We start from the raw sequence: 24,579 nt of genomic DNA, 5'->3' as shown, positions 1-24,579 counted from the left end.
CCCGTGCACACCACCACATTCGACGCCCCGAGCACGACCGTGGAGGTCTGCACGCCGCTCCGTTCTCCACGACGACGTGCGATGCCTCGGTGCCGATGATCAGCTCGACCCCCGCTTCCGCTGCGCGGCCAGCGAGTTCAGTGATCAGCGCGTGTGAGTCGATCACCAGTTCCCGAATCGCGCATACAGCGACCTCGTCTGGATCCACCGTGGTGAGTACCGGCCGGGCACGTGTCCGGCCGCGCTGAGAGCAACCAACGACAGCCCTTCCTCACTTCATCGGCGGGCCTCGTCGGTGGATTCCGAGGTGACCTGGGCCAGAAGTTCCAAGGCTATGGGGGCGCAGAGGGTCTGCTTGGCCAGCGGTCGCAGATCCTCCACGGTGAGGGGTCGGTTCTCGGCGGCAGCGGCGAGCTGGGCTGTGGCGAACCCGCACACGCGCCCCTGGCACCAGCCCATTCCTGGCCGCGCCAGCAGTTTGACGGTCCGTACATCGGTGGCGCCGAGCTCGTCGCGGGCCCGACAGACGGTGTCGAAGCTGACCTCCTCGCACCGGCAGATCGTGGTGTCCGGGGTGAGCCACTCATGCCAGCGCGCCGGAACCGGGTGCGCCTGGTGCATGGCGGCGGCGAAGGCACGGAGGCGCTGGATCCGCGCACGCAGTCGACGAATGTGCATAGCGTGGACCTCGAGCGCGTCGGCCGCCGCGATCCCGGCAAGTTCACCCTCGGCTACCGCAAGCAGTGCCCCGCCGACTCCGGTTGCCTCACCGGCGACGTACACACCTGGCGTGGTGCTGCGCTGCGAGTCGTCGACGACGGCGACGAGAGACTGGTCGACGTCGATCCTGGTTTGGGCGCCCACCGCGGTGATGAGCTCCATCGAAGGGGTGAAGCCCCAGCCCAGGGCGACCAGGTCTACGTCAACGGTCGTCGTGGGGCCGACAACCCGCCCCGCATCATCAAGCTTGGCCAGTTGGACCGCCTTGGCGCCGGTGGGATCGGCGTCGATGCGAGTCACCGCGGTGCGAGTCCGGTACGGGATCCGGTGGCGCGCGAGCGCCAGGGCGTACTCCGCACCCTCGGCGACCTTGGCAGGAAGGGCTGCCACGGCGCGGACGTGACGCGCCCATCCGGTCAGGGCATTGGCCTCGCAGACGGCCACGACTGTCGCTCCGGCATCGGCGAGCTGCTTGGCGACCGGAAGGAGGAAGGGGCCCGTTCCCGCGACGACAGCGCGCTGGCCGGCGACTGTGCGGTGTCCCTTCAGGAGGGCTTGTACGCCGCCGGCAGCCATGACTCCGGGGAGGTCCCAACCGGGGACGGGCAGCTGGCGGTCGTACCCACCTGGGCAGAGAATCAGCCTGGCGGCGACGACAAGCCTGGGCGTCGATTCAGCGGTGTCGACGCCCACGATCGTCGGAGTCAGGTGGAGGGTCCAGCCCCCTTCCCGGTCATCGGCGTCGGCAGGCGCGGTGGGCTCCACGAACCACACCTGGGCATTGGGAAGGTGAACCATCGCGCCCATCTGCCGGTGTCGGCGCAGCTTCTCGCGGAGCTCGGTGAACAGCTTCCAGTCGTGATGGCCTTCCGCCTCCGGCCCACGCGGGGCGCGCTCGTCCGGATGACGCCAGTACTGGCCGCCGATCTGGGCACCGGCGTCCACCAGCACGACGGTTTTGCCCCGGTCGGCCGCAGCTGCGGCGGCCGCCAGGCCGGCTGGGCCGGCACCGACGACGGCTACGTCGAACGCGCAGACCGTTTGTCCAGGAGGGGTCGGGTTGGTGCTCATCGCTCGGTCCCTCCGTCGTTGGGAGCGTCAGTTGCCGGGCCGACCGGCGCAGCGGTCGTGCTCAGCTGCATGCCTTCGCGGACGGGGACGAGGCAGGCGCGCTGGTTGGGTGCGCCGTCGACGGTGATCAGGCAGTCGTAGCAGATCCCGATGCCACAGAAGAGGCCTCGGGGGCGGCCGTTCTTCCGGGTGGTGCGCCAGGACTGGATCCCGGCGTCGATGAGTGCCGCACCCACGGTCTGGCCGGGGTGGGCGAGGAGCTCCTGGCCGTTGAGGGTGAGATGTACGACGGACGTGCCGCCATCCTCAGCTGTCCGCGGACCGGCCTGGGTTTTCGGATGTCTTGTCATGCGTGGTCACCAGCCGAGAAGCGAGCGGGGGCGAAGGGGGAGAGGTCCAGGTCGGGCGACTTGCCGGCCATCGCCTGAGTCAACAGCTTCGCGGTGCCGACCGACAGCCCTATGCCGGCGCCCTCGTGCCCGGTCGCGTGCCACATCCCGGTGAGGCGGGAGTCGTGGCCGATCACGGGCAGATGGTCGGGGCAGTACGGCCGGAACCCCATGTAGGTGCGCATGATGCGGACCCGGGCCAGCGAAGGGAACAACGCCAGGGCCTTGGCGGCGATCTCGCGCAGAACCGGCAACGACACGGTGCGGTCGAACCCGACCCGCTCCCGCGAGGACCCGATCAGGATGGTCCCGGCCTGCGTTCCCTCGATCACGGTAGAGGTCTGCAGGCTTTCGTCGGAGGATTGCGTCGAGGCGACGTACTCGCCGGCGTACACCTTGCGGTTGATCGTGGGCGGCAGCGGCTCGGTCACGAGCACGAAGCCACGCCGGGGAAGGACGGGTACGTCGACCCCAGCCATCGCCGCGATCTCGCTCGCCCAGGTGCCGGCGGCGTTCACCACGTGGTCGCAGGCGATAGTTCCTCGACTGGTGCGGACGGCTTTGACTCGTCGTTCGCCCCCCAGGTCATGGTGCTCGATCCCGGTGACTTCGATACCTGTGGAGATGACAGCCCCCATGCCTCGTGCCAGCCGCAGCAGATGGGCGGTGAGAAGCATGGGCTGCACTTGGGCGTCTTGCGGGTAGTACGCGGCTGCCGCCAGGCCGCTGCGGATGTACGGCTCGTACTGGCGAATGTCGGCTGCGTCGACGTCCACGGTTTCGATGCCTGCCCGGCGCTGACGGGCGCCGAGTTCCCGTAGCGCGTCAGCGCCCTCGGGGCTCGACGCGACGACGAAGCCGCCCTTGGACTCGAACTCCCATAGCTGACCGAACTCGGCCAGGTCGTCGTGCCACACCGAGTTCGAGTACAGAGCCAGGTCCAGCTCGTGGCCGGCCTCCTTGTCCGACACCAGCAGGTTGCCTTCACCCGCGCTACTGGTCCCCGACGCAACCCGGCCCTGCTCGAGCACCTGCACGCGGAAGCCTTCCCGCGCCAGGAAGTACGCGCAGGCCGCGCCGACCGCACCCGCGCCGATCACCACGACTTCTGCGCCCTTGGGCAGGTGATCGCTCATGCCACCCTCCCGGGAGGCCCGGAAAGTGCGGTCACAGCAGGAACCCCGCAGGGAATGGGTCGGTGGGGTCGAGCATGTACTGCGCGGTGCCGGTGACCCATGCCCGTCCGGTGATGGTGGGTACGACGGCACGGATCGTCTCGCCGTCCTCGGTGCCCGGAAGCTCGACCTCCTCGACGAGCCGGCCGACGAACGTGGACCCGATGAACGACTCGTTGACGAAGTCGGTATGGAGGCTGAGTTCGCCTCGCGCGTGCAGCTGTGCCATCCGGGCACTGGTGCCAGTGCCGCAGGGCGACCGGTCGAACCAACCGGGGTAGATCGCCATGGCATGCCGGGAGTGCTGGGCGGTGGAACCCGGCGCCTCGAGGTACACGTGGTGGCACCCGTTGATGTCCGAGCGCTCCGGGTGCACCGGCCTGGCCTGCTCGTTGATCGCGTCCATGATGGCCAGCCCCGCGTCGATCAGCTGCTGCTTCGCCGCCCTGTCGAACGGCAGCTCGAGGTCGTCGAGGTCGACGATCGCGTAGAAGTTGCCCCCGAACGCGATGTCGTAGCGGACGTCGCCGTACCCCTCGACCTTGACGACCTGGTCCAGAGCGAGGCTGAACGACGGCACGTTCGTAATGGTGACCGACTCCGCGTGCCCGTCTCGTACGGCGACCTCGGCGACGACGAGACCGGCCGGCGTGTCGAGGCGGATCGTGGTCACCGGCTCGACGACGGGGACCATCCCGGTCTCGACCAGCACAGTCGCCGTACCGATGGTGCCGTGGCCACACATCGGAAGGAGCCCCGAGACCTCGATGAAGAGCACGCCGTAGTCGGCATCAGGCCGGGTAGGGGGCTGCAGGATCGATCCGGACATGGAGGCGTGGCCGCGCGGCTCGAACATCAGCAGCGTGCGCAGCTCGTCGTTGTTGTCGATGAACCATTGGCGGCGCTCCGCCATCGTGGCACCGGGGAAGACTCCGACGCCGCCGGTGATGACGCGCGTGGGCATGCCCTCGGTGTGTGAGTCCACAGCGTGAATGATGCGTGTTGTCCTCATGTTGCCCTTTCTCGGATACTCCAGCGGTGCGGATCAGGTGAGCTTCCCGTCAACTCTGCGCGGTACGTCGGCGTCGTCGCGCAGCTCGCTCGGAAGCAGGAAGTCGGGGAATCCTTGATAGGCCACCGGCCTGGTGAACCGATCGATGGCGGCGGTGCCGACCGAGGTGGTCCCGGCAGCGGTAGTTGCCGGGTAAGGGCCTCCGTGCTGCTGGGCGTAGGTCACCGAGACGCCCGTGGGCCACTGGTTCCACAGCAGTCGGCCGGCCTTCGAGGCCAGGATGGTCGTCAGCTGCCCGGCGATCTGGTCGTCCTCGTTGGCCACCAGGGTCGCGGTGAGCTGTCCCTCCAGCTGCTCTGCGACCTCGACCAGCTGCTGCTCGTCGGCGTACTCGACGATCAGGACGGTCGGGCCGAAACACTCCGCCAGCAGCGCTTCCGGGTCGGCCAACAGATCCTGCACCGAGGTGGACAGGACGGTCGGAGCGGGCGGGTCGTTGAGCGGATCCTCCCCCTCGGCGACCACGGTGACAGCGGGATGCCGGCGCAGCTGCTGCTGGCCACTCAGGTAGCCGGCCGTGATCTTGTCGTTGAGCAGCGGCGCGGCCGACGGCAGCGCGCCGGCGCGCAAAGATGCCAACAAGTGGGAGTCGCCGGGTGCGAGGACCACGCCCGGCTTGGTGCAGAACTGGCCCGCACCCAGCGTGAAGGACCCGACCAGCCCGGCGGCGATGTCCACGCCGCGGTCGGCGTCCGCGGAGGCAGTGACGAATACCGGGTTCACCGACCCGAGCTCGCCGTAGAACGGGATCGGCTCCGGGCGCGACGACGCCAGGTCGAACAGCGCTCGCCCGCCGGGGATGGAGCCGGTGAACGCCGCAGCCTTCACCTGCGGGTGCGTCAGCACGACCACCCCGGCCTCCTGGCCGTAGACGATCTGCAGGAGCCCGCTCGGTGCGCCGAACTCGTCGCACGCCTCGGTCACCACCTGCGCCGTCGCGGCGGAGAGCCCGACATGGCCCGGATGTGCCTTCACGATCACGGAGCATCCGGCAGCGAGGGCAGAGGCGGTGTCGCCGCCGGCCACGGAGAACGCGAAGGGGAAGTTGGAGGCGGCGAACACTACCACCGGGCCGTAGGGGACGCGGGTACGCCGCAGGTCCGGTCGCGGCCCCATCGACCAGTCCGGATCCGCGTGGTCCACGCGCGCGTCCAGGTAGCCGCCCTCGTTCACCGTCTCGGCGAACAGCCTCAGCTGGAACGTCGTGCGCGCCAGCTCGCCGCGGAGCCGTTGCTCGGTGAGGCGCGTCTCCCGGATGGCGAGCGGGACCAGCATGTCGGCGGCACCATCGAGCCGGTCCGCAACGGCCCGCAGCACTGCGGCGCGCTCGGTGCGGGTTCGGCTGGACCACTGCGTCGCGGCCCGTTGCGCACCGAGGACAATATGGTCGATGCGGTCGGTGCGGGTGTCATACATCATTCCTCCAACGTGGACATAGATCTTGGCGCGTCACGCGCGTTGCCGGTAGCGGTCGTAGGCGTGCTGCGCCACAACCAGGTCCTCCCAGGCCATGCCCACTCCGGAGAAGACCGCCGGGCGACCGGGCGACGGGGTGAAGCGGCCGGTCACCAGTTCGGCCAGATTGGCCAGCGGGCGTCCTCGCTCGGCGTCCGCGACCCACTCGGTCGCCGGCCGGGCAAGGAGCAGGTTGCCCGACTCACGCATCGCCGAGGCCCGGCTCTCCACCACGACATCGGCATTGAGCACCAGCTCCGCGGGGAGTTCGCGCTTGTCGGGGCCGTGTACGCCGATCGCGCACACCACGGCATCGGCGGGTACATCGCCGGCGTCGAAGAGCGGAGTGCGGGAGGACGTGGCACAGACAATGAGGTCCGCCCGCGGCAGGTCCCGCGCGGCGTCGGCGGGTCGGACCGGAGCGCCGAGAGCGGCCGACCGTGCGACGAGCGGGTCTACCCCCTCAGGGCGGCGTCCCACCACGGCGATGTCGTCAGGGTGCAGGACGGCGTTGAGGTACGCGATATGGCGCTCGGCCTGCGGGCCGGCGCCGAAGACGACCACCCGCTGTGCGCGAACCGCGGATCCAGGATCTACGCCGAGGCGGGCGGCGATGAGGTGTTGCGCGGCCATCACCGTAGTGGCCGGGGTGCGCACCAGTGTCAGCTCCGCAGCGTCGAGAACCGCCAGTGGCGCGTGGTGCTCGGTTTCGAACAAGACGTAGACGCCTTGGACGTTCGGGTGTCCGTCCTCGGGGTTGTCCGGCGCGAGGGTGAGAACCTTGACTCCCGACGCGCCGCCGGTAGCGCTGGGCATCATCAGGAACTCGGCGCCCGGCCCGGAGGGCGCGAAGAGCCTCGGGCTGTCCTGTTCGGGATCGACGTGCCCTGATACGAGAGCCTCGGTGAGGACGCGGACCGCACTGGGTCCGTCGACGAGCTCCGCGATGGCGACTGCGCTGAGGTGGGTCAGACCAGTCGAACGACCACCTGCGCCGGTGGTCTGCCCACTGGGTGCCATCATGATCTCTTCCTCTCCGAGGCTCTCGCCCCTCATCAGCAACACGGGATCGTTCGACGGCGATCCCGGGCTGCACGCCCAACCACGATCAGCGGTAGCCCTTGGCCAGAGCGGCCTCGGTGTCGCGGCGTATCGTCTCGGCCTGCTCGGCGGTCAATGGGCTGCGCGGCGGGCGGCACTGACCGCCCTTGCGGCCGGCGATGTCCATCGACAGCTTGATCGCCTGGACGAACTCGGTCTTCGAGTCCCACCGCAGCAGGGAGTGCAGGTCGCGGTAGAGCGGCATGGCCGCCTTCAGGTCCTCGACGTTGCCGGAGGTTGCCAGCCGGTACAGCTCGGCGGTGGCCTCGGGAATCGCGTTGGGGTAGCCCGCGATCCAGCCGACCGCGCCGGCCAGGCCGAACTCGACCACGACGTCGTCGGAGCCGATGAGGATATCCAGATCCGGTGCCAGCTCCTGGATCTCGTAGACGCGGCGAACGTCGCCGGAGAACTCCTTGACCGCCTTGATCAGACCCTCCGAGTGGAGTTCGGCCAGCAGGTCCGGGGTCAGGTCGACCTTGGTGTCGTAAGGGTTGTTGTACGCCACGATCGGCAGCCCGACCTTGGCAGCCTCGCGATAGTGGTTGAGCACCGACTGACGGTCCGCACGGTAGATGTTCGGCGGAAGCAGCAGCACCGACTGGGCGCCGACCTCGGCCGCCTGCTCGATCCAGCGAATGGTCTCCCTCGAGCCGTACGCTGCCACGCCGGGCATCACGCCGAACCCTTCGGGCGAGGCCTGCACCGCCACCTCGACCACGCGGGCGCGCTCTTCGGGGGTCAGCGTCTGGTACTCGCCCAGCGAGCCGGACGGGCACACGCCATCGGTGCCGTTGGCGGCCAGCCATGAGACGTGCCTGGCGTAGCCGTCGTAGTCGACGCTGAGGTCGTCGTTGAACGGCAGTGCGGTCGCGGTGTAGAGGCCGCGCCAGGGGTTCTCTTTCGAGATGGTCATGTTGTGGAGTCTCCTGAATCAAGGATGAGCACGAATAGAATGTGATATTGCACTGCGATTCGCAAGAGGCTTGTTCGGTGAGCCTCCGGGGCGCCGGCTTCAGTCTGCCTCCCGCGAGAACTTTATGCAATGTGCTATTGCACTAGCCGTATTCGGTCTCTACGCTAGGCCTCGGTTCCAGCAGAGTCACACCGCGGTGGCTTAGCGCGGACCTGACGCCTGAGGCGTTGACCAGGAGTGGAGATACACATGATTCGTAAAGCGTGGATCGGCGCCACGGCGGCAGTCGCCCTGACCTTGACCCTGTCTGCCTGTGGCGGGGGCGGTCTGGCGGCGGGCGGCGGAGGTGACGGCGGAAAGGGCGACATCCGGCTGGGCATGGCAGCGCCGCTGAGTGGCAGCAGCGCCGCGATCGGGCCGTACATGAAGAACGGCGCGCAGCTCGCGATCGACGAGATCAACGCCTCCGGCGGTGTGCTCGGCCGCAAGCTCGAGCTCGTCCCCGAAGACGATGCGTGTGACCCGAGGACAGCAGCGTCGGCGGCCGCCAAGCTCGTCACCGAGGGCGTGACCGTGTCAGTCGGCGGCTACTGCTCGTCGGCGACCCTGCCGACGCTCTCGATCTTCAACAAGGCCGACGTCCCGATGATCATCCCGGCCGCGAACTCCAACGACCTGGTCAAGAGCAAGCTGCCGAATGTCTTCCTGCTCAACGGCACCGGTGCCCAGCAGGCCCAAGCGGCGGTCGATTTCATCAAGTCCTCCGGCGTCAAGGCCGTCGCGCTGGCAGACGACAACACGTCGTACTCCAAGGACATCAGCACCCGCACCGGGGACAAACTCGGGGCAGTCGGATCGGTCAAGGTCGTGGACCACGAGTCGGTGACCGCTGGCGAGTCGGACTACTCCGCTGCGGTGACCTCGATCCTCAACTCGAAGCCGGACTTCGTGTACTGGACCGGCTACTACCAAGAGGGCGGGCTGCTCATAAAGCAGCTTCGCGCGGCGGGTTACACCGGCAAGATCATGGTCGCGGACGGATCCGTCGACGAGCAGATGATCTCCATCGCCGGTGCCGCCAACGCCCAGGGCGTGTTGGCGACCATGACGCAGACGCCGCAGACGATTGCTGGCGGCGAGAAGTGGATCGCCGACTACAAGGCCGCCTTCAAGGCCGACCCCGGGCCCTACTCGACGCAGTCGTACGACGCCGTGCGCGTGGCAGCCGAGGCGATCAAGAAAGCCAACTCGACCAAGGGCAGCGACATCGTCGCCGCGCTGGAGAAGATCGACGGGTTCCCGATCTTCAGCGGGAAGCTCAAGTTCACCCCGGAGCACACCCTCAGCGAGGGCGGCTTCGGCATCCTCGTGGTCCAGGGCAACACCTTCGTGCTCAACAAGTGACCCTCGGCTCGCCGACGCCAATAGCCCGCGCCGGCGAGCCCGCCGCATCACCCTCTCCTGCTGGCCCCGCCAGCTCCCGGCATTTAGGACTGTGCCATGGACCTGCAATATTTCATCCAATTGATCCTGAACGGCCTGTTCGTCGGCTCGTTCTACGCTCTCGTCGCGCTCGGCTACTCGATGGTCTACGGCATCATCAAACTGCTGAACTTCGCCCACGGTGACATCTACATGCTCGGTGCCTTCGCGGGCTATGCGCTGCTGACCGCGGCTGCCGGCTCGCTGGGCGGGGGTGGCTCGATCGTCGTACTCATCCTGATCATGGTGGTGGCAATGCTGGTCACCGGCACCGTGGGGCTCGTCCTCGAGCGGGTCGCCTACCGGCCGCTGCGCGGAGCACCGCGGTTGTCGGTGCTGATCACTGCGGTCGGCGCCAGCTTCGCGCTGGAGTACGGCATCGCCGTCGGGTTCGGCCCGAACCCGCGTGTCTATCCAGTCGGCTTCGGCAACGGTGCCATCTCCGTGCTGGGCACCCGGGTCACCTACGCCCAGCTCGCCATGACGGTGATCGCCGTCGGCCTCATGATCGCCCTCGACCAGCTCGTCAACAGGACCCGGGCGGGTCGCGCGATGCGTGCGATCTCGCAGGATCCGAAAGCCTGCCTGCTGATGGGCATCAACGTCGACCGCGTCATCTCGCGCACCTTCTTCATCGGCTCGGCGCTGGCCGGTGCGGCCGGAGTCATGGCCGGCGCGTATTACGGGAAGGTGGACTTCCTCATGGGCTTCATCATCGGCCTCAAGGCGTTCACCGCCGCAGTGATCGGCGGCATCGGCAACCTGCGGGGCGCCGTTCTCGGCGCTGTCGTTCTCGGGCTGCTCGAGTCCTTCGGAACCGCCGCGCTCGGCAGCGAGTGGCGAGACGTCTTCGCCTTCGGCTTCCTGATCCTGTTCCTGACCGTCCGACCAACCGGTCTGCTCGGCGAGCGAGTGACGGAGCGGGTCTGATGAGCAACGATAACTCGATCCCGGCCCGAGACGGGGCCGTCGACGCCCCCTCCGGCTTCGTGCAAGCCGTCGACGAGGCCGGCAAGTCCACGGTCGGTCGCGTCGGCTCCGGCCTCGCGCCCGCAGATGCAGCCGGCCGTGTCACGCCGGTAAGCCGCGCGATCAGCCACCCGCTGTTCGGCTGGGTTGTGATGGCCCTTGCCGTTGCGCTGCCGTTCGTCAACTCCTCGTCTTACAGCATCCGGATCGCAACGGACGCACTCATCTTCGTGATGCTCGCCGTCGGCCTGAATATCGTCGTGGGCTACTGCGGTCTGCTCGACCTGGGCTTCGCCGCCTTCTTCGCGATCGGCGCCTACACATCCGGCATCCTCACCACATCGCTGGGGTGGCCCATTCTGCTCACGATCCCAGTCGTCGTGATCGCAGCCGTCATCGGCGGGGTGGTGATCGGCGGCCCAACCTTGCGACTGCGCAGTGACTACCTCGCCATCGTCACCCTCGGATTCGGCGAGATCATCCGGATCACCGCGAACAATCTCGATATCACGGGCGGCCCGAACGGGATCTTCGGTATCCCGAACTTCGGCGACTTCGGCCTGCGTTCCGACATCACGACGTACTGGATCGTCGTCGCTGTCGTCGCAGCAGCGGTGTTGGCTTCGGCGCGGCTCGGCAAGGGGCGGCTGGGCCGGGCCTGGCGGTTCGTGCGCGAGGACGAGGACGCCGCGGAGGCGATGGGCATCCACACCTACCGGGTGAAGTTCGCGGCGTACATCACCGGAGCGATCTTCGGCGGGATAGCCGGTGTGCTCTTCGCGGTGCACCAGACGGCGATCTCGCCAACTAGCTTCAACTTCCTCTGGTCGGCGCTCATTCTCATGGCGGTGGTCCTCGGCGGGATGGGCTCAACGCCCGGCGTCGTCATCGGCGCGCTCGTCATCTCCCTGCTCCCCGAGCTGCTACGAGGAGCGGAGAACTGGCGCTATCTCGTCTTCGGCGTCCTCCTCATCATCGTGATGCTGTTCCGCCCGCAGGGCATCTGGCCGCACCGGGGCGACGAAAAGCCGTCGCGGATCGAGAAGCGACGAGCCCGCACGGCGGCAAAGGAGGTCGCACCGTGACCGCGAAACACGGCAAGTTGGCAAGGAACGGTTCGTCGGCCACGGGGCTGCTCCAAGTCCGTGACATGACAGTGGCCTTCGGCGGAGTCACTGCCGTCAATGGCCTGACCTTCGACGTGCACGAAGGGGAGGTCCTCTCGGTAATCGGCCCGAACGGTGCCGGCAAGACCAGCGCCTTCAACTGCATTACCGGCTTCTACAAGCCGTCGGCGGGGCAGGTCACCTTCGACGGCAGCGATATCACCGGCAAACGTCCCGCCGTCATCGCCGCGCGCGGGGTCGCCCGCACGTTCCAGAACCTGCGGCTGTTCGGCGAGCTCAGCGTCCTGGACAACGTGCGCGCGGGGATGCATGTGCGGATCCGGCAGAACGCCCTCGACGCCGTCCTGCACACTCCCCGGTACCACCGCAGCGAGCAAACCGCGACCGATGAGGCGCACCGCTGGCTCGACTTCGTCGGAGCGCGCGGGAGCCGGGTCCACGAAGTGCGCAACCTGCCGTACGGCGAGCAGCGCCGCGTCGAGATCGCCCGGGCCCTGGCCCGTGAACCGAAGATGCTCCTGCTCGACGAGCCCGCGGCCGGACTGAACCACAACGAGAAGGAGGACCTGCTCGCCCTACTGCGCCGCATCAGCGACCTCGGGACCGCGGTCGTGCTCATCGAGCACGACATGGGCCTGGTCATGGAGGTCTCCGAACGCATCGTCGTCCTCAACTACGGCAAGGAGATCGCGGACGGCACACCCCACCAGATCCGCACCGACCCCAGAGTCGTCGAGGCCTATCTGGGCACCGACGACGCCGAGGCCGAAGCGGTGGCCGCCGCCACCGACGAGGAGATTTTCGGCGATCACACCGCGGCACCGAGCGAGAAGGGCGAGTCGTGAGCACAGTTACCCCTGTCCTCGAGGTCGAGGACCTCGTGGTCAACTACGGACGGGTCGAGGCGCTGCGCGGTCTGTCGCTGACGGTCGGTGAAGGCGAGACGGTGTCGCTGCTCGGCAACAACGGCGCTGGCAAGTCGACCACCGTCGCCACGATCTCCGGTCTGGTGCGCGCGACGTCGGGGCGGATCAGGGCGTTCGGCAAGGAGATCACCGCAGCCAAGCCCTGGGAGCTCGTCGAGATGGGCATCGTCCACGTGCCCGAAGGCCGGCGGATCTTCCCCCGGCTCAGCGTCCACGAGAACCTGCTCATCGGTGGATACACCGTCCGTGACAGCAAGGCGATCGAGGAGCGGATCCAGGAGGTGTACGAGCTGCTACCGCGGCTGCGCGACCGCCGCAACCAGCACGGCGGCACCCTGTCCGGCGGCGAGCAGCAGATGCTGGCGATGGGGCGCGCGATGATCGCCGCGCCGCGCCTGCTCATGCTCGACGAGCCGTCCATGGGACTCGCCCCCCTCATGGTCGCCCAGATCATGCAGGTCGTGCGAACCATCAACGAGCGGGGCACCGCCGTACTCCTCATCGAGCAGAACGCCCGGTCCGCGCTTACCGTGGCCACCCGCGGCTACGTACTCGAGGCGGGCGTGACCAGCCTCGAGGGGTCCTCGGAGGAGTTGCGGACCAATCCCCGAGTAGTGGAGGCCTACCTTGGCGCCTGAGATGTCGTTCAGCTTCGAGACAGTGGACTACCACACCGGCGGTGAGCCGTTCCGGATCGTCGCCCACGGAGCGGTCCGGCTCGAGGGCGCCACCGTGGCGGACAAGCGGGTCCGGGGGATCGCGAGCCCGCAGGTGCAGCATGCGCGCGCGCTCCTGTGCAGCGAGCCACGCGGCCACGCAGACATGTACGGCGGCTTCGTCACCGAGCCCGACGACGACGGTGCCGATCTCGGGGTGCTGTTCTGGCACAAGGACGGCTTCTCCACCGCGTGCGGCCACGGCACCATCGCGCTGGGTGTGTGGGCCGTCGAATCCGGCCTCGTGCCGCGACTCGAGCAGGGCACTCGCGACGTACGGATCGACGTACCCTCCGGGCGGGTCACCGCCCGCGTTGCGTTCGAGGCGGGCGAGATCGCCCACGTCTCGTTCGTCAACGTCCCGAGCTGGGTGCACTCCACCGGTCTCGACGTCGAGACCGACCGTGGCCGCGTCAGGTGCGACATCGCCTTCGGCGGTGCGATGTACGCCGTCGTGTCCGCCGCGGACCTCGGCCTGGCCGTTCGCCCCGCGGACCTGCCCGACCTGATTCGGATCGGTCGCCAGATCCGGGATGGCCTCAACGCCGCCCGCGTGGCGGAGCACCCGAGCGACCCGCGCCTGTCCGGCGTCTACGCAACGATGTTCACCGAGGACGTCGACCCCGACGACGCGACCGCCTCCCAGGCGTTCGAGGGACTCAGTGCCGAGGGTGCGCTGCACCAGCGCAATGTCGTGGTGTTCTCCGACGGCGAGGTCGATCGGTCCCCGTGCGGGTCCGGCACCGCGGCCAGGGTCGCGCATCTGACCAGCCAGGGACGTCTCGCCGACGGTGAGGTTCTGGTGCACGACTCGATCGTCGGCAGCAGATTCCGCGCTCGGGCCGTGGCGCGGGTCCAGGCCGACGGTCACGACGCGGTCGTGCCCGAGGTCGTCGGCACGGCGCACAAGTTGGGAGACAGCCGCTTTGTCGTGGACCCGCGCGACTCGCTGGTTCCCGGCTTCATCCTCAGGTGAGGATCCACGGATCGATGAGAGGACCGGCGATTTGGTCCGTCCCCGATGGCGCACGTAATATGTGATATGTCACTGGTCGTCTCGCCTGTACCATAGCAACTGACCAGATCACACGGGCCGATCCCCGTGGTCGTCGTTCATCCGCCCACACGCAACAAGAAGGCAATGATGTCCGCTACCGATACGCCGGTCTCGACACTGACGTCGTTCCTCCCCCGGAGGAGCATGCGCGACGTGATCATCGAGAAGTTGCGCGGGGCGATCATTACCGGCGAGTTGCGCCCCGACGTCGTGTACTCGGCCCCCGGACTGGCCGAACAGTTCGGCGTGTCCGCGACTCCGGTCCGCGAAGCAATGATCGACCTGGCCAAGGAGGGCTTGGTCGAAACCGTGCGCAACAAGGGCTTTCGCATTCGCGAGCCATCCGAACAGGAGCTGGACAACCTCGCCGAAGTCCGCCTGCTCATCGAGGTCCCGACCGTACGCAAGGTCGCCGACGCCGGCATCGACCCCCAGCAGCTCGCCGAACTGCGCACCCTGGCCTTCGGCATCGAAAAGGCCGCGACCGAGCACGATTTCATCACCTACATCTCCATCGACACCGAATTCCACTGTCGCCTCCTCAGCCTCGCGGGCAACAACGAGTTGGTCGAAACGGTGCGGTCACTGCGATCCCGCTCCCGCCTCTATGGCGTCCGCCCACTCGCCGAACGCGGTGAACTCATTCCTTCCGCCCACGAGCACGTGGAGATCCTCAATCTCATCGAACAGGGAGCCGCGGAATCGGCCGAACAGCTGATCCGCCGCCACATCGGCCACGTCCGAGACATCTGGGCCGAATAGACCGGACTCGACGGAGGGCGTGCCCGCATCGATCGCATTCACCCGAATATCGGGTGGAGGCGGCACATCGGGTGATCGACTCCGGCCGCCCGGTGCGCGAAGTTGCTGTCAATGTTCGAACTCTTCTGCATTGCGGTCCTGAGGGTTCGGCTTGGATGCTGCTCTGCGCGCGGTCATCGCCGAGACCGGGATCCGGGTGGTAGGTCCCAACACCTCGGGGTTGATGAACGTGGCAACCGGCGCGAATCTGGTGGGCCTGCCCGACATACCGCCGGGACCGATCACGGTGATCACACAGAGTGGGAACATGTTGCTGTCGCTGGTCCGCGACACCATTGCGGTGCGCGGCCCGGGCCTGCACACCTACGTCGGATTGGGTAACCAGGCCGATGTCAGCTACCCCGAGTGCTCGAGGCTGAGCCGCTTCTTCCGCTGCGGGGTACGGTGGGTCACACCCTTACGATACGGTCGCCGTCGAGCGAATTTCGTTGTCCTGGACGATCTCCCGGGTCGGACCGGTGCCCACCGCAGTGGCGTGGGCGTCGATGTCGACCGTTTCCGGGCCGCGGATCGCCTGCTCGCAGCGTCGGGCAAGGTCGTGGCGGTCCGGCCCGGGAGTCTGGCGCGGGAGCAGCACGATCTCGGCGGTCACGCCCTTGGAGTGCAGCACCCGGCTGACGGAATCCAGAAAGGTGTCGGTCCCGACGAAGCCGGGGACGGTGGACACATTGCCGTCGCGATCGAGGTAGCGCACGCGGATCGGCTGGACCGCAGCGCCGGTGTCGACGGCCGCCTGGTACAGCGCGGGGCGGTGGCGGCCGTGGGCACGACCGCACCATGTGGTGCCCTCGGGGAAGACCGTGACGCGATCACCGGCGCGCAGGCGCGCGGCGATGGCCGAGATGACCTCGGGCAGCTGCCGCAGCCGCTCCCGCTCGATGGGGATCACCCGCATGAACCGGGCCAGGCGGCCGAGCAGTGGCCATTCGATCAGGTCGGCGCGGGCCACGAAGCCCATCGGCTGCACGGCGGCCAGCGCGATCACATCGGTCCAGCCGACATGTCCGGCGACGACCAGCAGGCCCTGCGGATCGGCGGCGCCGGAGACGAGCTGCCCCTCACCGGCGGCCCGTATCTCCGGCACATCGCCCGCCGGATCGGCACAGGCGAGCGGCTTTTGTGCACCGGCGTCACCGAAACGCTGATCAACGATGCGCAATCCGATTCCGCAGCACCGTAATACGGCCCGGGCATACCCGCGTTGCAGACCGTGCCGCCGCCCGCGCGGGGTAAGTGCATTGACCGCAGGGAAGGAGACGAACAGGCCGACCACGCCCATGGCCCGGCCCACGGCGCGCAGCCCACCGGTCTGCGCGACCGTCTCGACACAGCCGGGACTGCAGGGGCTCGACGGCATCCACGCGTGCACGGGCGCGCCGGGCGGACAGGACAGGACCGAGGAACCCGGAGTCGATAAGGCAGGCACCGGATCTCACCGCCCATCCATGGCAGTGGCGGCGGATTGTAAACGCTCGAGGTAGCGGCGGTTGATGGTGTCCAGGCCGAGCAGGCAGACGAAATCGGCGACCGCGAAGTCGGGATCGTGGGCCGGCTCGCCGCAGATCCACGCACCCAGGCGCAGGTAACCGCGAAGCAGCGGTGGAAGTTTCGGCCGCGCGGGCGGTTCCAGCTCGTCCAGAGTGCGTCCGTCCACGACGACCGGGTTCAACGGACGCACACGCCGCGCCGGATCGCCGGCGTGCTTGGACAGCAACAGATCCCGCACACCGCGCACGTTCACCCCGGCCGGATCCGCGGGGCTGTCCTGCATGGGCACCGAGACGCAGCCCATCACCCAGTCGTAGCCGGTGAGCTGGATGTAGTGCAGAATGCCCGCCCACATGAGCGTCAGCACCGAACCGTTGCGATGATCGGGTACCACACAGGCCCGGCCCATCTCCACCATCCGATGCCCCTCGGGATCCATTGCGGTGAGGTCGAATTCGGTGGCCGTGTAGTAACCCCCGGCCGCCGCGACCTTGTCCGGCGGCAGCATCCGATAGCAGCCGACGAACTGATCGGTCAGCTCGTCGCGCACCAGCAGGTGGTCGCAGTGCTCGTCGAAGACGTCGGCGTCCAGCCCGTCCGCGCGCTCGGGGATGTTGAAGCCCGGTTCTCCGGCGAACACCTGGTAGCGCAGGCGCTGCGCCGCGGTACGGTGCTCGAGATCGGAGGACACCACGAGGGAGTATTGTGGCTGCGTCGAGCGGGCCGCCCCCGGAGTGAAAAGGGCGGTATCTGATACTGCCTTTGTCGCCATGTCCTGATGAAGCCAGCCCGAATCGGCCCTGGGGCGACCGCCGAGTGTCGTTTCGATGCCAGTCGGGTGAACGAGACGAGCGTCACACCGGACGTTCACCACGCCGATGCGCCCAGTTCGCCCAGTTTCCGAACAGTCTCGTTCCCGGACGCCTGCTCGTGATCTTCACACCCGTCCCTATCCCCGATCGTGACCTCGTGATCGCCGCACCCGGCGGAGTGTGCAAGATACTCGACGATGCCGCGGACGCCGTCGACGGCCCTTGCCGACGCTTTCCCGGGACATCCCGGGGCGTGCGGCTCCAACCCCGCTGTCGCTCAGGCGTTCTCCCGCGCGAAACTGCGCGCGCCGACCACGACGAGCGCCAGCGAGACCCCGACGGTGAGCCCGGTGCCGAGGTACACCTCCGAGGCGCCGAAATCGCCGCGGAACATCGCCCGCGCCGCCTCCACCGTATGTTTGAACGGGTTGATGTCGGCGATGATCCGCAGCCAGTGCGGCGCCAGGCTCATCGGCAGCAGGATGCCCGACAGCAGCATGATCGGCACGGACAGGCTGTTGAGCACCGAGGCGAACAGCCCGATGATGTTGGGCCGCAGCGAGAATGCCACCGCCGCGACGGCGACTGCGGGCCCGGAGGAGGCAGCTTGCGTAACCACGCAGGGCCCTCAGAAGCGCCGCCATAGGCACAGCCGCGAGATTCACCAGCGGCGCACGGTCGCCTGCGAATGCGAGCGGATCGCCTCGGACTCCTCCTCCGGCACGTACACCGACTGCACGGCGACGCGCCCCGGCCCGACCAGCCGCAGCCAGATGCTCCGATAGCTGAAGCTGCGCCACCATCCCAGGCCGCGGGTGTGCGGATATTCCAGGTGCAGGTGCGCGGTCACCGACAGATCGCGGTACAACAGCGCCGACGGCTTGACCAGCAGGCTCTGCCCCGGAGCCAGGTCGCGAATGAAGGTGTTGCCCGGCGAGTGCAGGAGCAACAGCCCCGGGCCGCCCTGCGCGGTGAAGATGTCGCCGAACATGCCCAGCGGATAGTGCGTCTTGCGGTCGTCGCCGGAACCGGTGACGAACCAGACGTTGTTGTTGGCCCAGTCGTAGGAGATATTGCCGCTGGCCCCCAGGAATCGGTGCTCGTGCACCCACATTCGCTGATTGTGCGCCAGCGGCAGCACGACGATGTCCCCGGCGTGGGTGCCGGCCAGCGCGATGTGCCCGGGCCCGCGGCCGGTCATCATGACCAGCGGCAACCCGCCCATCATCCGCTTCCACGCGCCCTTGAGGCTCATCCTGTCCAGCTGTGCGCTCGGATCGGCCCACAGCAGGTGATGGTGCGAAAAGTAGATCCAATCACCCTGTGCGAGGGCGAAATCCGCGGCCGGGAGCAGAGTTCCCTCGATCTGACAGCGGGATTGGCCGAACTGGATCCGGGCCATGTCCCGGATCGCGGGCTGCTTGGTCCAGCCCGAGGCACTGACGGCGGCCCGGATATCCACCGGCGCACCACAATTGGGGCAGGTGCGGGCGTTGGGATCGCTGGGCTGACGGCAGAACAGGCAGGTGTAGGCATTCATCGCGGCCTACCCGGACCGGTGGTGCACGTACATCGACTGGATGCCGACGCGGCCGGGGCCCGTCATCTCGGCCAGATACAACCGGCCGAACAGCCCCACCTTGATGTTCTGCGGCACCGCCTGCATCTGCACGGTGGCGTCCTTGTAGAGGAATCCGCCCGGCTCGACCAGGATCTTCTCCCCCGGCCGCAGCATCCGCTCGAAGACGTTGCCGTAGCCGTGCAGCATCAGCAGCCCGGGATACCCCTGGGTGATGAAGCGGTCCATGTACATGCCGTTGCCGCCGTGCAGGACGTTGGCCAGGCCCTTGATGCGCACGAAGGAATAGTTGATGCTCCCGGACGCCAGCAGGAAGGCGTGCTCACGCACGTCCAGTTCCATACCCGGATGCATCGGCAGCACCACCAGCTCGCCCGGCGAATCCCGGGAGAACGCCACCCGGCCCGGCCCCTGGGACACGGTGATCACGTGCGGCATCCCGGCCAGCGAGCGCTTCATGCCGCCGCCGGTGTTGAGCGCGAAGATCGGGACCTGCTCGTCCTTCCACAGCATCACGTGATGCTCGTAGTACACCTGATCGCCTGGGCCCAGCGCGATCTCGGCCACCGGCACCAGCTCGCCCTCGACCTGGCAGGTGCTGTTGCCGAACCGGAATTCGGTCATGTCCCGCAGCCGCGGCGCCTCCCGCCAGCCCGAATCGCTGACCTTGTTCGCCTCGTCCAGCGGCGCACCGCAACTGGGGCAGGTCCGGCCGGTGCCGGGCGGCGTCTGCACCCCACACCAGTCGCACTGCAGCTTGTCCACTGCCGAATCCTCCCCACGCGCAACCGGCCCGCGACCGGCTCATGTCGAAATCGAGTAGAAGGTAACACCCGTGAGCGATCGGTCCGAAACCGAATTCCGGGTACGCGGTCATTGCGGTGTGCTCTCGGCCGGAAGCCACCGCGGCATCCCGGCCGACAGCGCGCCGGGACGAGGACGAATTCAGTCGGAGTTCGGATCCCGTTCCGGCAGTGGGCGTTCCACGACAACGGGACGGCCCAGCGGCGTCCGGACGCGGCGCTTGGCGGCCTGGTACACCTGAATTGTCTCGGCCGCGACCACATCCCAGGCAAAATCGGCCGTCAACCGCTCTCGCGCGGAATACGCCCGATCCTGCGCCGCGGCCGGATCGTCCAGCACCGCGCAGACGGCCTCGACCAGCCCGTTGACATCGGCCGGCTCGAAGGACGCGCCGGTGACCCCGTCCACCACCAGCTCGCCCAGTCCGCCCGCGCTGGAGGTCACCAGCGGAATTCCCGCCGCGGCCGCCTCCAGCGCCACGATGCCGAACGGCTCGTAGCGGCTGGGCAGCACGATGGCATCCGCCCCGTGCAACCAGCCCAGCAGCTCGTCGTGATCCAGGCGCCCGACGAAATTCACCGCCCGCGCCACCCGGTGCGTGCGGGCCCGCTCACGCAGCCAATCGAATTGGGTGCCCACGCCCGCGACCGTCAGCGTCGCGCCCGGATGCGCGCGGCGGATCCGCGGCAGCGCCGCGATCGCGTCCTGCACGCCCTTCTCGTATTCCAGCCGCCCGACATACAGCAGCCGCGGCGGACCCGTGCGCGGCGCGCGGGTGCGAAAGGACCAAGCGGCCACGTCGATTCCGTTGCGGATCACCCGGATCGGCACCCGCTCGGGGCCGTAGAGCCGCTCCACCTCGTCCTGCATCGAGGCCGAGCAGGTGATCAGCGCGTCGGATTCGTTGGCCAGCCACCACTCGACCGAATGCACCTGCTTGTTGACCCGGCCCGACACCCAGCCGCTGTGCCGCCCGGCTTCGGTGGCGTGGATGGTGGATACCAGTGGCACGTCGAAGTATTCGGCCAGCGCGATCGCCGGATGCGCGACCAGCCAGTCGTGGGCGTGCACCACATCGGGGGCCCAGCCCTCGGCGATGCCGGGCTTGCTCAGCGCCACGCCCGCGCGCACCATCGCATGGCCCATCGCCAGGGTCCAGGCGAGCATATCCTCGCCGAAGTCGAAGGCGGGCGGATCCTCGGCCACCGCGACGACCAGCACCCGGTCCTCGATATAGGAGTACGTGGGATGGCTGGAGGCATCGGTGCCCATCGGGCGTCGCGCCAGCACGACGACCTCGTTCCCCGCGGCGGCCAGCTCGGTGGCCAGGTGATGCACGTGCCGGCCCAGCCCGCCGACCACGACCGGCGGGTACTCCCACGACACCATCAAGATCTTCATGCGGGGTACCTGTTTTCCATTGGCATTACCGGGTCCGGGGAGCCCACGCCCAGTCGCCGCGCATCCAGCGCCGGGAACAGCCCGTCGGCCGCGCTCCATCCTGCCGCCAACTGCCGTGCTTTGGCTAGCTGACCGGACGCCAACATCGCCGCGATCTCGCGCACCGCGTGCGCGTGCTGGTGGGCGCGGTCGCGCGCGTATCCGGCCGCGGAATCCTTGCTGACCATGAATGCCCAGTCGCTGGAGACCGCCAGGATGGCCTCGCGCAGCAGTTGATCCGCGACCGGATCCCGCACCTCCGCGGTGCGTGGGGGCGCCTCCGCGCGGTGCTTGTCCAGCGTGTCCAGGGTGAACTGCACGATCTCCGCGTTCAGCTCGACCAGATCCCGCACCTGCTCCCCGGCCCACACCCGCCAGTCCTTACCCGAGCCCCACGACGAGTCGTCCAGCGGAACCGGTTCCCCCACATAGCCATCGGCGCGGGCGTCGGCGAGCGTGCCGACCGTGACCCCAGCCTCGGGCAACGCCCGCAGCACCTGTTCGAGCCACTGCGGGCCCTCGTGCCACCAGTGCCCGAACAGTTCGGTGTCGAAGGCGGCCACCACCAGCGCCGGACGCCCGATCCGGGCGGATTCGGACAGCAGCCGCTCGCGCACCGTCTCCACGAAGTCCGCGACGTCGCGTCGCACCGCCGCCGCGGCGAGTTCCGCGTCGTAGGGCGCCTTGTCCTGCCCCTCGACCTTCTTGCCCGTGACGCGGTACGGCTTGAGCCCGGTGGCGTGATCGTAATGATGGAAGTCGCGATAGGCGCCGTGCCCGGGATACCCCGACTTGGGCGACCACACCCGGTAACTGACCTGCAGATCCCGCCCGAACGCGACCACATCCGACTCGTGCACGGGTCGCCCGAGCGTGGTGTCGCCGCGCAGCGCGGGCCCGTCGACCATGAAATGCGTCACACCCGCCGCGGCATAGCCTCGTTCCATGCCCGGGGTGAACCCGCATTCGGGCGCCCAGATGCCCGAGGGGGTGTGGCCCCAGCGATGCCGGGCATCGGCCAGCCCCTCGGTGAGCTCGAAGGCACGCAGGCGCGGATCCAGCAGCGGCTGGAACGGGTGCGCGAGCGGCCCGCCGAGCAGTTCGATCGTCCCCGCGTCGATCAGCTCGCGCCACACCGGCGACCCGCCGTGCCGCCATCGCTCCTCGAAGTCGGCCAGCGCCTCCGCGGCCAGGGCGTGCTCGCGGCGTCCGAGCGCGAGATTGCCCGCCATCGCGGCCTCGTCCGCGCGCAGCTGCCAGTTGCCGAGCCAGTGATGCATCCCCGACAGGCAGTGCGGGTCGTCCAGCTGGGCGGCCAGCACCGGGGTGATCCCGAAGCTCAGCAGCCGCGAACGACCCTCGGCGGCAAGGGTTTTCAGCACCCGCGCGACGGGAATGTAGGAGGCGGCCCAGGATTGGTACAACCATTCCTCACCCACCGGCCACCGGCCGTGATGGGCCAGCCATGGCAGATGCGAATGCAGGACCAGCGTGAACCGGCCCGGTACTTCCTCACTCACGACTCCGCCTCGCTGGCGCTCGGCTCCGTCGTGCGCGACGCCCGCTGTGTCGATGGTTCGCTCCGCTGCGCTCCGCTCACGACTCCACCTCGCTGGCGCTCGGCTCCGTCGTGCGCGTGGCGCGCTGGCCTGATGGTTCGCTCCGCTGCGCTCCGCTCACGGCTTCACCGCGATCGCCACCAGGTCCAGGCTCGCATCGATGCGGGGATCCCAGCCGTCGGTGGGCGCGAGGTCCAGCTCGAAGTCCTCGGTGCGCACCGCCGCGACGTCCGCGGCCAGGTCGGCGGGCCACGGCTCGCCCGCCAGCGCGCGCTCGATCTGGGCGTCGATGATCGATCCGCCCCACTTGCGGTCCAGCGCAACCACTTCCGGCCCGTGATGCACGCCGGTCATCACCTCGACCCGGAATCCCGCCTGCACCAACAGCTCCGACAGCTCCGCGGCGTTGAGCTCGCGGGTGTGGAAGGGGTTCAGGGGCGTATCGCGGCCCGGCGAGAACGTGATCCGGTTCGGCGTGCTGATCAGCAGCTCGCCGCCCGGCGCCAGCACCCGCAGGCATTCGCGCAGGAATTGCGCCTGGTCCCAGAGATGTTCGATGACCTGGAAGTTCACCACGACATCCACCGAGCCGTCCTCGAGCGGAAGCTCGGCCAGGTTCCCCTGGAGCATCTCCACGCCCGGATACGCGGCGCGCACGTGTTCGACGGCGCTCGCGTCGTAGTCCAGCCCGATCACCCGGGCCGCGACACCGCTGATCATGTTGGCGCCGTAGCCCTCTCCCGATCCAGCCTCCAGCACCGTGCGACCCGCGCAGCGCGAGAGCAGTCGCGCATAGGCGATCTCGTGGCGACGGAACCAGTAGTTCTCCTCCGGGATGCCGGGCACCGTCCGCTCGCCGGTCAGCGGCAGCGGATCGAGGGCATCGGACTGGGAGGAAACGGCCTCACTCATTCACCCGACGTTAGTGGTTGCCCGTATCACACCGACGCCCGGAGGTGGCGATGCAGAACATCACATCCTAAGTTACCCATGGGTAACTTAACGTAGGGTAATGTCCCGAGCTGAGCTACTTTGTGGACGTACGACACCCGTGCGACCCCACTTCACGTGCCACCAGAACAGGAGGTCGACGAAGACCAATGCCGAACATCGTCGTACTGATCAAGCAGGTTCCCGACACCTGGTCCGAGCGCAAGCTGACCGATGGTGACTACACCCTCGACCGGGAGGCCGCCGACGCCATCCTGGACGAGATCAACGAGCGCGCCGTCGAAGAGGCCCTGCTGATCAAGGAGGCGCAAGGCGGCGAGGTGACCGTGCTCACCATGGGCCCCGACCGTGCCACCGAGGCCATCCGCAAGGCCCTGTCCATGGGCGCCGACAAGGCCATCCACATCAAGGATGATGCGATCCACGGCTCCGACGCCGTCCAGACCTCCTACGTGCTCGCGGCCGCGCTCGGCCAGATCGAGGGCATCGAGCTGGTCATCGCCGGCAACGAGGCCACCGACGGCCGCGGCGGCGCCGTGCCCGCGATCATCGCCGAGTACCTGGGCCTGCCCCAGCTCACGCATCTGCGCAAGCTGACCGTGGACGGCGAGCGGATCACCGGCGAGCGGGAGACCGACGAGGGCGTGTTCAAGCTCGAGGCCACACTGCCGGCCATCGTCTCGGTCACCGAGAAGATCAACGAACCGCGCTTCCCCTCCTTCAAGGGCATCATGGCCGCCAAGAAGAAGGAAGTGCAGACCTTCACCCTGGCCGACCTGGGCGTGGATCCCGACACGGTCGGCGTCGCGAACGCGGGCTCCGCCGTCTCCGGCGTCACCCCGAAGCCGGCGCGCACGGCGGGCGAGAAGATCGTCGACGAGGGCGAGGGCGGCAACCAGATCTCCGCCTACCTGGTCGGCCAGAAGATCATCTGATTCCCGCCCCTCG

At 68.3% G+C, this 24,579-nt stretch carries 23 protein-coding genes; 8 read left to right on the top strand and 15 right to left on the bottom strand.

What is annotated here, in order from left to right:
- Positions 1–276: 276 nt before the first annotated feature.
- From KO481_RS19440 to KO481_RS19410, 7 genes are all read right to left on the bottom strand, one after another.
- On the bottom strand, positions 277–1,791 hold the full coding sequence (locus tag KO481_RS19440; RefSeq protein ID WP_215918607.1) for an FAD-dependent oxidoreductase: 1,515 nt from the start codon (positions 1,789–1,791) through the stop codon (positions 277–279).
- Entirely contained in the window at positions 1,788–2,141 is a 354-nt protein-coding gene (locus KO481_RS19435) for a (2Fe-2S)-binding protein (protein WP_215918606.1), read from the bottom strand. Before KO481_RS19435 ends, KO481_RS19440 begins: the two co-directional genes overlap by 4 nt.
- A complete protein-coding gene (locus KO481_RS19430) occupies positions 2,138–3,316 on the bottom strand; it encodes an NAD(P)/FAD-dependent oxidoreductase (RefSeq protein WP_215918605.1) in 1,179 nt (392 codons plus the stop codon). The genes KO481_RS19435 and KO481_RS19430 overlap by 4 nt, the downstream gene beginning before the upstream one ends.
- A gap of 31 nt (positions 3,317–3,347) precedes the next feature.
- Positions 3,348–4,340: a proline racemase family protein gene (locus KO481_RS19425; RefSeq protein WP_308166687.1), complete on the bottom strand. Its 993-nt coding sequence runs from the start codon at positions 4,338–4,340 to the stop codon at positions 3,348–3,350.
- 60 nt (positions 4,341–4,400) lie between these two features.
- Positions 4,401–5,846 (bottom strand): aldehyde dehydrogenase (NADP(+)), encoded by a 1,446-nt coding sequence (locus tag KO481_RS19420; protein ID WP_308166686.1) that lies wholly within the window; start codon positions 5,844–5,846, stop codon positions 4,401–4,403.
- Between the two features lie 30 nt (positions 5,847–5,876).
- Positions 5,877–6,905, bottom strand: a complete 1,029-nt coding sequence (locus KO481_RS19415; RefSeq protein ID WP_245401173.1) for an ornithine cyclodeaminase family protein — start codon at positions 6,903–6,905, stop codon at positions 5,877–5,879.
- Positions 6,906–6,990: 85 nt separating this feature from the next.
- Positions 6,991–7,899 (bottom strand): dihydrodipicolinate synthase family protein, encoded by a 909-nt coding sequence (locus KO481_RS19410; RefSeq protein ID WP_215918603.1) that lies wholly within the window; start codon positions 7,897–7,899, stop codon positions 6,991–6,993.
- A 249-nt stretch (positions 7,900–8,148) separates the two neighbouring features.
- Here KO481_RS19410 and KO481_RS19405 point away from each other — a divergent pair, with 249 nt between their 5' ends.
- The 7 genes from KO481_RS19405 (at position 8,149) to KO481_RS19375 (ending at position 14,938) form a co-directional block, all read left to right on the top strand.
- On the top strand, positions 8,149–9,303 hold the full coding sequence (locus tag KO481_RS19405) for a branched-chain amino acid ABC transporter substrate-binding protein (RefSeq protein WP_215918602.1): 1,155 nt from the start codon (positions 8,149–8,151) through the stop codon (positions 9,301–9,303).
- 96 nt (positions 9,304–9,399) lie between these two features.
- On the top strand, positions 9,400–10,311 hold the full coding sequence (locus KO481_RS19400) for a branched-chain amino acid ABC transporter permease (RefSeq protein ID WP_215918601.1): 912 nt from the start codon (positions 9,400–9,402) through the stop codon (positions 10,309–10,311).
- Positions 10,311–11,435, top strand: coding sequence for a branched-chain amino acid ABC transporter permease (locus KO481_RS19395; RefSeq protein ID WP_215918600.1), 1,125 nt, complete (start codon positions 10,311–10,313; stop codon positions 11,433–11,435). Before KO481_RS19400 ends, KO481_RS19395 begins: the two co-directional genes overlap by 1 nt.
- Complete coding sequence (locus KO481_RS19390; protein ID WP_308166685.1) at positions 11,432–12,322, top strand: ABC transporter ATP-binding protein; 891 nt, start codon at positions 11,432–11,434, stop codon at positions 12,320–12,322. The genes KO481_RS19395 and KO481_RS19390 overlap by 4 nt, the downstream gene beginning before the upstream one ends.
- On the top strand, positions 12,319–13,041 hold the full coding sequence (locus KO481_RS19385) for an ABC transporter ATP-binding protein (RefSeq protein ID WP_215918599.1): 723 nt from the start codon (positions 12,319–12,321) through the stop codon (positions 13,039–13,041). The genes KO481_RS19390 and KO481_RS19385 overlap by 4 nt, the downstream gene beginning before the upstream one ends.
- 1 nt (position 13,042) lies before the next feature.
- Positions 13,043–14,095 carry a proline racemase family protein gene (locus KO481_RS19380; RefSeq protein ID WP_215918598.1) on the top strand — a complete coding sequence of 351 codons (1,053 nt, stop codon included), beginning with the start codon at positions 13,043–13,045 and terminating at the stop codon, positions 14,093–14,095.
- 168 nt (positions 14,096–14,263) lie between these two features.
- Positions 14,264–14,938: a GntR family transcriptional regulator gene (locus tag KO481_RS19375; RefSeq protein WP_215918597.1), complete on the top strand. Its 675-nt coding sequence runs from the start codon at positions 14,264–14,266 to the stop codon at positions 14,936–14,938.
- A gap of 457 nt (positions 14,939–15,395) precedes the next feature.
- Here the strand turns inward: KO481_RS19375 and KO481_RS19370 are convergent, their stop codons facing one another.
- From KO481_RS19370 to KO481_RS19335, 8 genes are all read right to left on the bottom strand, one after another.
- Positions 15,396–16,424: a lysophospholipid acyltransferase family protein gene (locus KO481_RS19370; RefSeq protein ID WP_308166684.1), complete on the bottom strand. Its 1,029-nt coding sequence runs from the start codon at positions 16,422–16,424 to the stop codon at positions 15,396–15,398.
- A gap of 6 nt (positions 16,425–16,430) precedes the next feature.
- Positions 16,431–17,258 carry a GNAT family N-acetyltransferase gene (locus KO481_RS19365; RefSeq protein ID WP_215918596.1) on the bottom strand — a complete coding sequence of 276 codons (828 nt, stop codon included), beginning with the start codon at positions 17,256–17,258 and terminating at the stop codon, positions 16,431–16,433.
- A gap of 317 nt (positions 17,259–17,575) precedes the next feature.
- On the bottom strand, positions 17,576–17,917 hold the full coding sequence (locus KO481_RS19360) for an ABC transporter permease (RefSeq protein ID WP_308166683.1): 342 nt from the start codon (positions 17,915–17,917) through the stop codon (positions 17,576–17,578).
- A gap of 42 nt (positions 17,918–17,959) precedes the next feature.
- The gene (locus tag KO481_RS19355; RefSeq protein WP_215918595.1) at positions 17,960–18,838 is read right to left on the bottom strand and encodes an AIM24 family protein; all 879 of its coding nucleotides are present in this window, start codon (positions 18,836–18,838) and stop codon (positions 17,960–17,962) included.
- A gap of 6 nt (positions 18,839–18,844) precedes the next feature.
- Positions 18,845–19,642 (bottom strand): AIM24 family protein, encoded by a 798-nt coding sequence (locus KO481_RS19350; protein WP_215918594.1) that lies wholly within the window; start codon positions 19,640–19,642, stop codon positions 18,845–18,847.
- A gap of 180 nt (positions 19,643–19,822) precedes the next feature.
- On the bottom strand, positions 19,823–21,082 hold the full coding sequence (locus KO481_RS19345) for a glycosyltransferase family 4 protein (RefSeq protein WP_215918593.1): 1,260 nt from the start codon (positions 21,080–21,082) through the stop codon (positions 19,823–19,825).
- Positions 21,079–22,641 (bottom strand): 1,4-alpha-glucan branching protein domain-containing protein, encoded by a 1,563-nt coding sequence (locus tag KO481_RS19340; protein WP_215918592.1) that lies wholly within the window; start codon positions 22,639–22,641, stop codon positions 21,079–21,081. The genes KO481_RS19345 and KO481_RS19340 overlap by 4 nt, the downstream gene beginning before the upstream one ends.
- 156 nt (positions 22,642–22,797) lie before the next feature.
- Positions 22,798–23,592 (bottom strand): class I SAM-dependent methyltransferase, encoded by a 795-nt coding sequence (locus KO481_RS19335; protein WP_215918591.1) that lies wholly within the window; start codon positions 23,590–23,592, stop codon positions 22,798–22,800.
- 188 nt (positions 23,593–23,780) lie between these two features.
- Between KO481_RS19335 and KO481_RS19330 the strand changes: the two genes are divergently transcribed.
- The gene (locus tag KO481_RS19330) at positions 23,781–24,566 is read left to right on the top strand and encodes an electron transfer flavoprotein subunit beta/FixA family protein (RefSeq protein WP_215918590.1); all 786 of its coding nucleotides are present in this window, start codon (positions 23,781–23,783) and stop codon (positions 24,564–24,566) included.
- Positions 24,567–24,579: the final 13 nt, after the last annotated feature.

Source organism: Nocardia albiluteola, assembly GCF_018860155.1.
GTDB lineage: Bacteria > Actinomycetota > Actinomycetes > Mycobacteriales > Mycobacteriaceae > Nocardia > Nocardia albiluteola.
This window is presented reverse-complemented; position numbering and strand designations above follow the sequence as displayed.

What these genes read in the sequence shown, in the direction of transcription:
- KO481_RS19335 (WP_215918591.1), bottom strand. Translation starts at nt 23,592, where the DNA reads ATGAGTGAGGCCGTTTCCTCCCAGTCCGATGCCCTCGATCCGCTGCCG.
- KO481_RS19380 (WP_215918598.1), top strand. Translation starts at nt 13,043, where the DNA reads ATGTCGTTCAGCTTCGAGACAGTGGACTACCACACCGGCGGTGAGCCG.
- KO481_RS19355 (WP_215918595.1), bottom strand. Translation starts at nt 18,838, where the DNA reads ATGAATGCCTACACCTGCCTGTTCTGCCGTCAGCCCAGCGATCCCAAC.
- KO481_RS19410 (WP_215918603.1), bottom strand. Translation starts at nt 7,899, where the DNA reads ATGACCATCTCGAAAGAGAACCCCTGGCGCGGCCTCTACACCGCGACC.
- KO481_RS19405 (WP_215918602.1), top strand. Translation starts at nt 8,149, where the DNA reads ATGATTCGTAAAGCGTGGATCGGCGCCACGGCGGCAGTCGCCCTGACC.
- KO481_RS19420 (WP_308166686.1), bottom strand. Translation starts at nt 5,846, where the DNA reads ATGATGTATGACACCCGCACCGACCGCATCGACCATATTGTCCTCGGT.
- KO481_RS19375 (WP_215918597.1), top strand. Translation starts at nt 14,264, where the DNA reads ATGTCCGCTACCGATACGCCGGTCTCGACACTGACGTCGTTCCTCCCC.
- KO481_RS19435 (WP_215918606.1), bottom strand. Translation starts at nt 2,141, where the DNA reads ATGACAAGACATCCGAAAACCCAGGCCGGTCCGCGGACAGCTGAGGAT.
- KO481_RS19345 (WP_215918593.1), bottom strand. Translation starts at nt 21,082, where the DNA reads ATGAAGATCTTGATGGTGTCGTGGGAGTACCCGCCGGTCGTGGTCGGC.
- KO481_RS19415 (WP_245401173.1), bottom strand. Translation starts at nt 6,905, where the DNA reads ATGATGGCACCCAGTGGGCAGACCACCGGCGCAGGTGGTCGTTCGACT.
- KO481_RS19400 (WP_215918601.1), top strand. Translation starts at nt 9,400, where the DNA reads ATGGACCTGCAATATTTCATCCAATTGATCCTGAACGGCCTGTTCGTC.
- KO481_RS19365 (WP_215918596.1), bottom strand. Translation starts at nt 17,258, where the DNA reads ATGGCGACAAAGGCAGTATCAGATACCGCCCTTTTCACTCCGGGGGCG.
- KO481_RS19330 (WP_215918590.1), top strand. Translation starts at nt 23,781, where the DNA reads ATGCCGAACATCGTCGTACTGATCAAGCAGGTTCCCGACACCTGGTCC.
- KO481_RS19395 (WP_215918600.1), top strand. Translation starts at nt 10,311, where the DNA reads ATGAGCAACGATAACTCGATCCCGGCCCGAGACGGGGCCGTCGACGCC.
- KO481_RS19440 (WP_215918607.1), bottom strand. Translation starts at nt 1,791, where the DNA reads ATGAGCACCAACCCGACCCCTCCTGGACAAACGGTCTGCGCGTTCGAC.
- KO481_RS19430 (WP_215918605.1), bottom strand. Translation starts at nt 3,316, where the DNA reads ATGAGCGATCACCTGCCCAAGGGCGCAGAAGTCGTGGTGATCGGCGCG.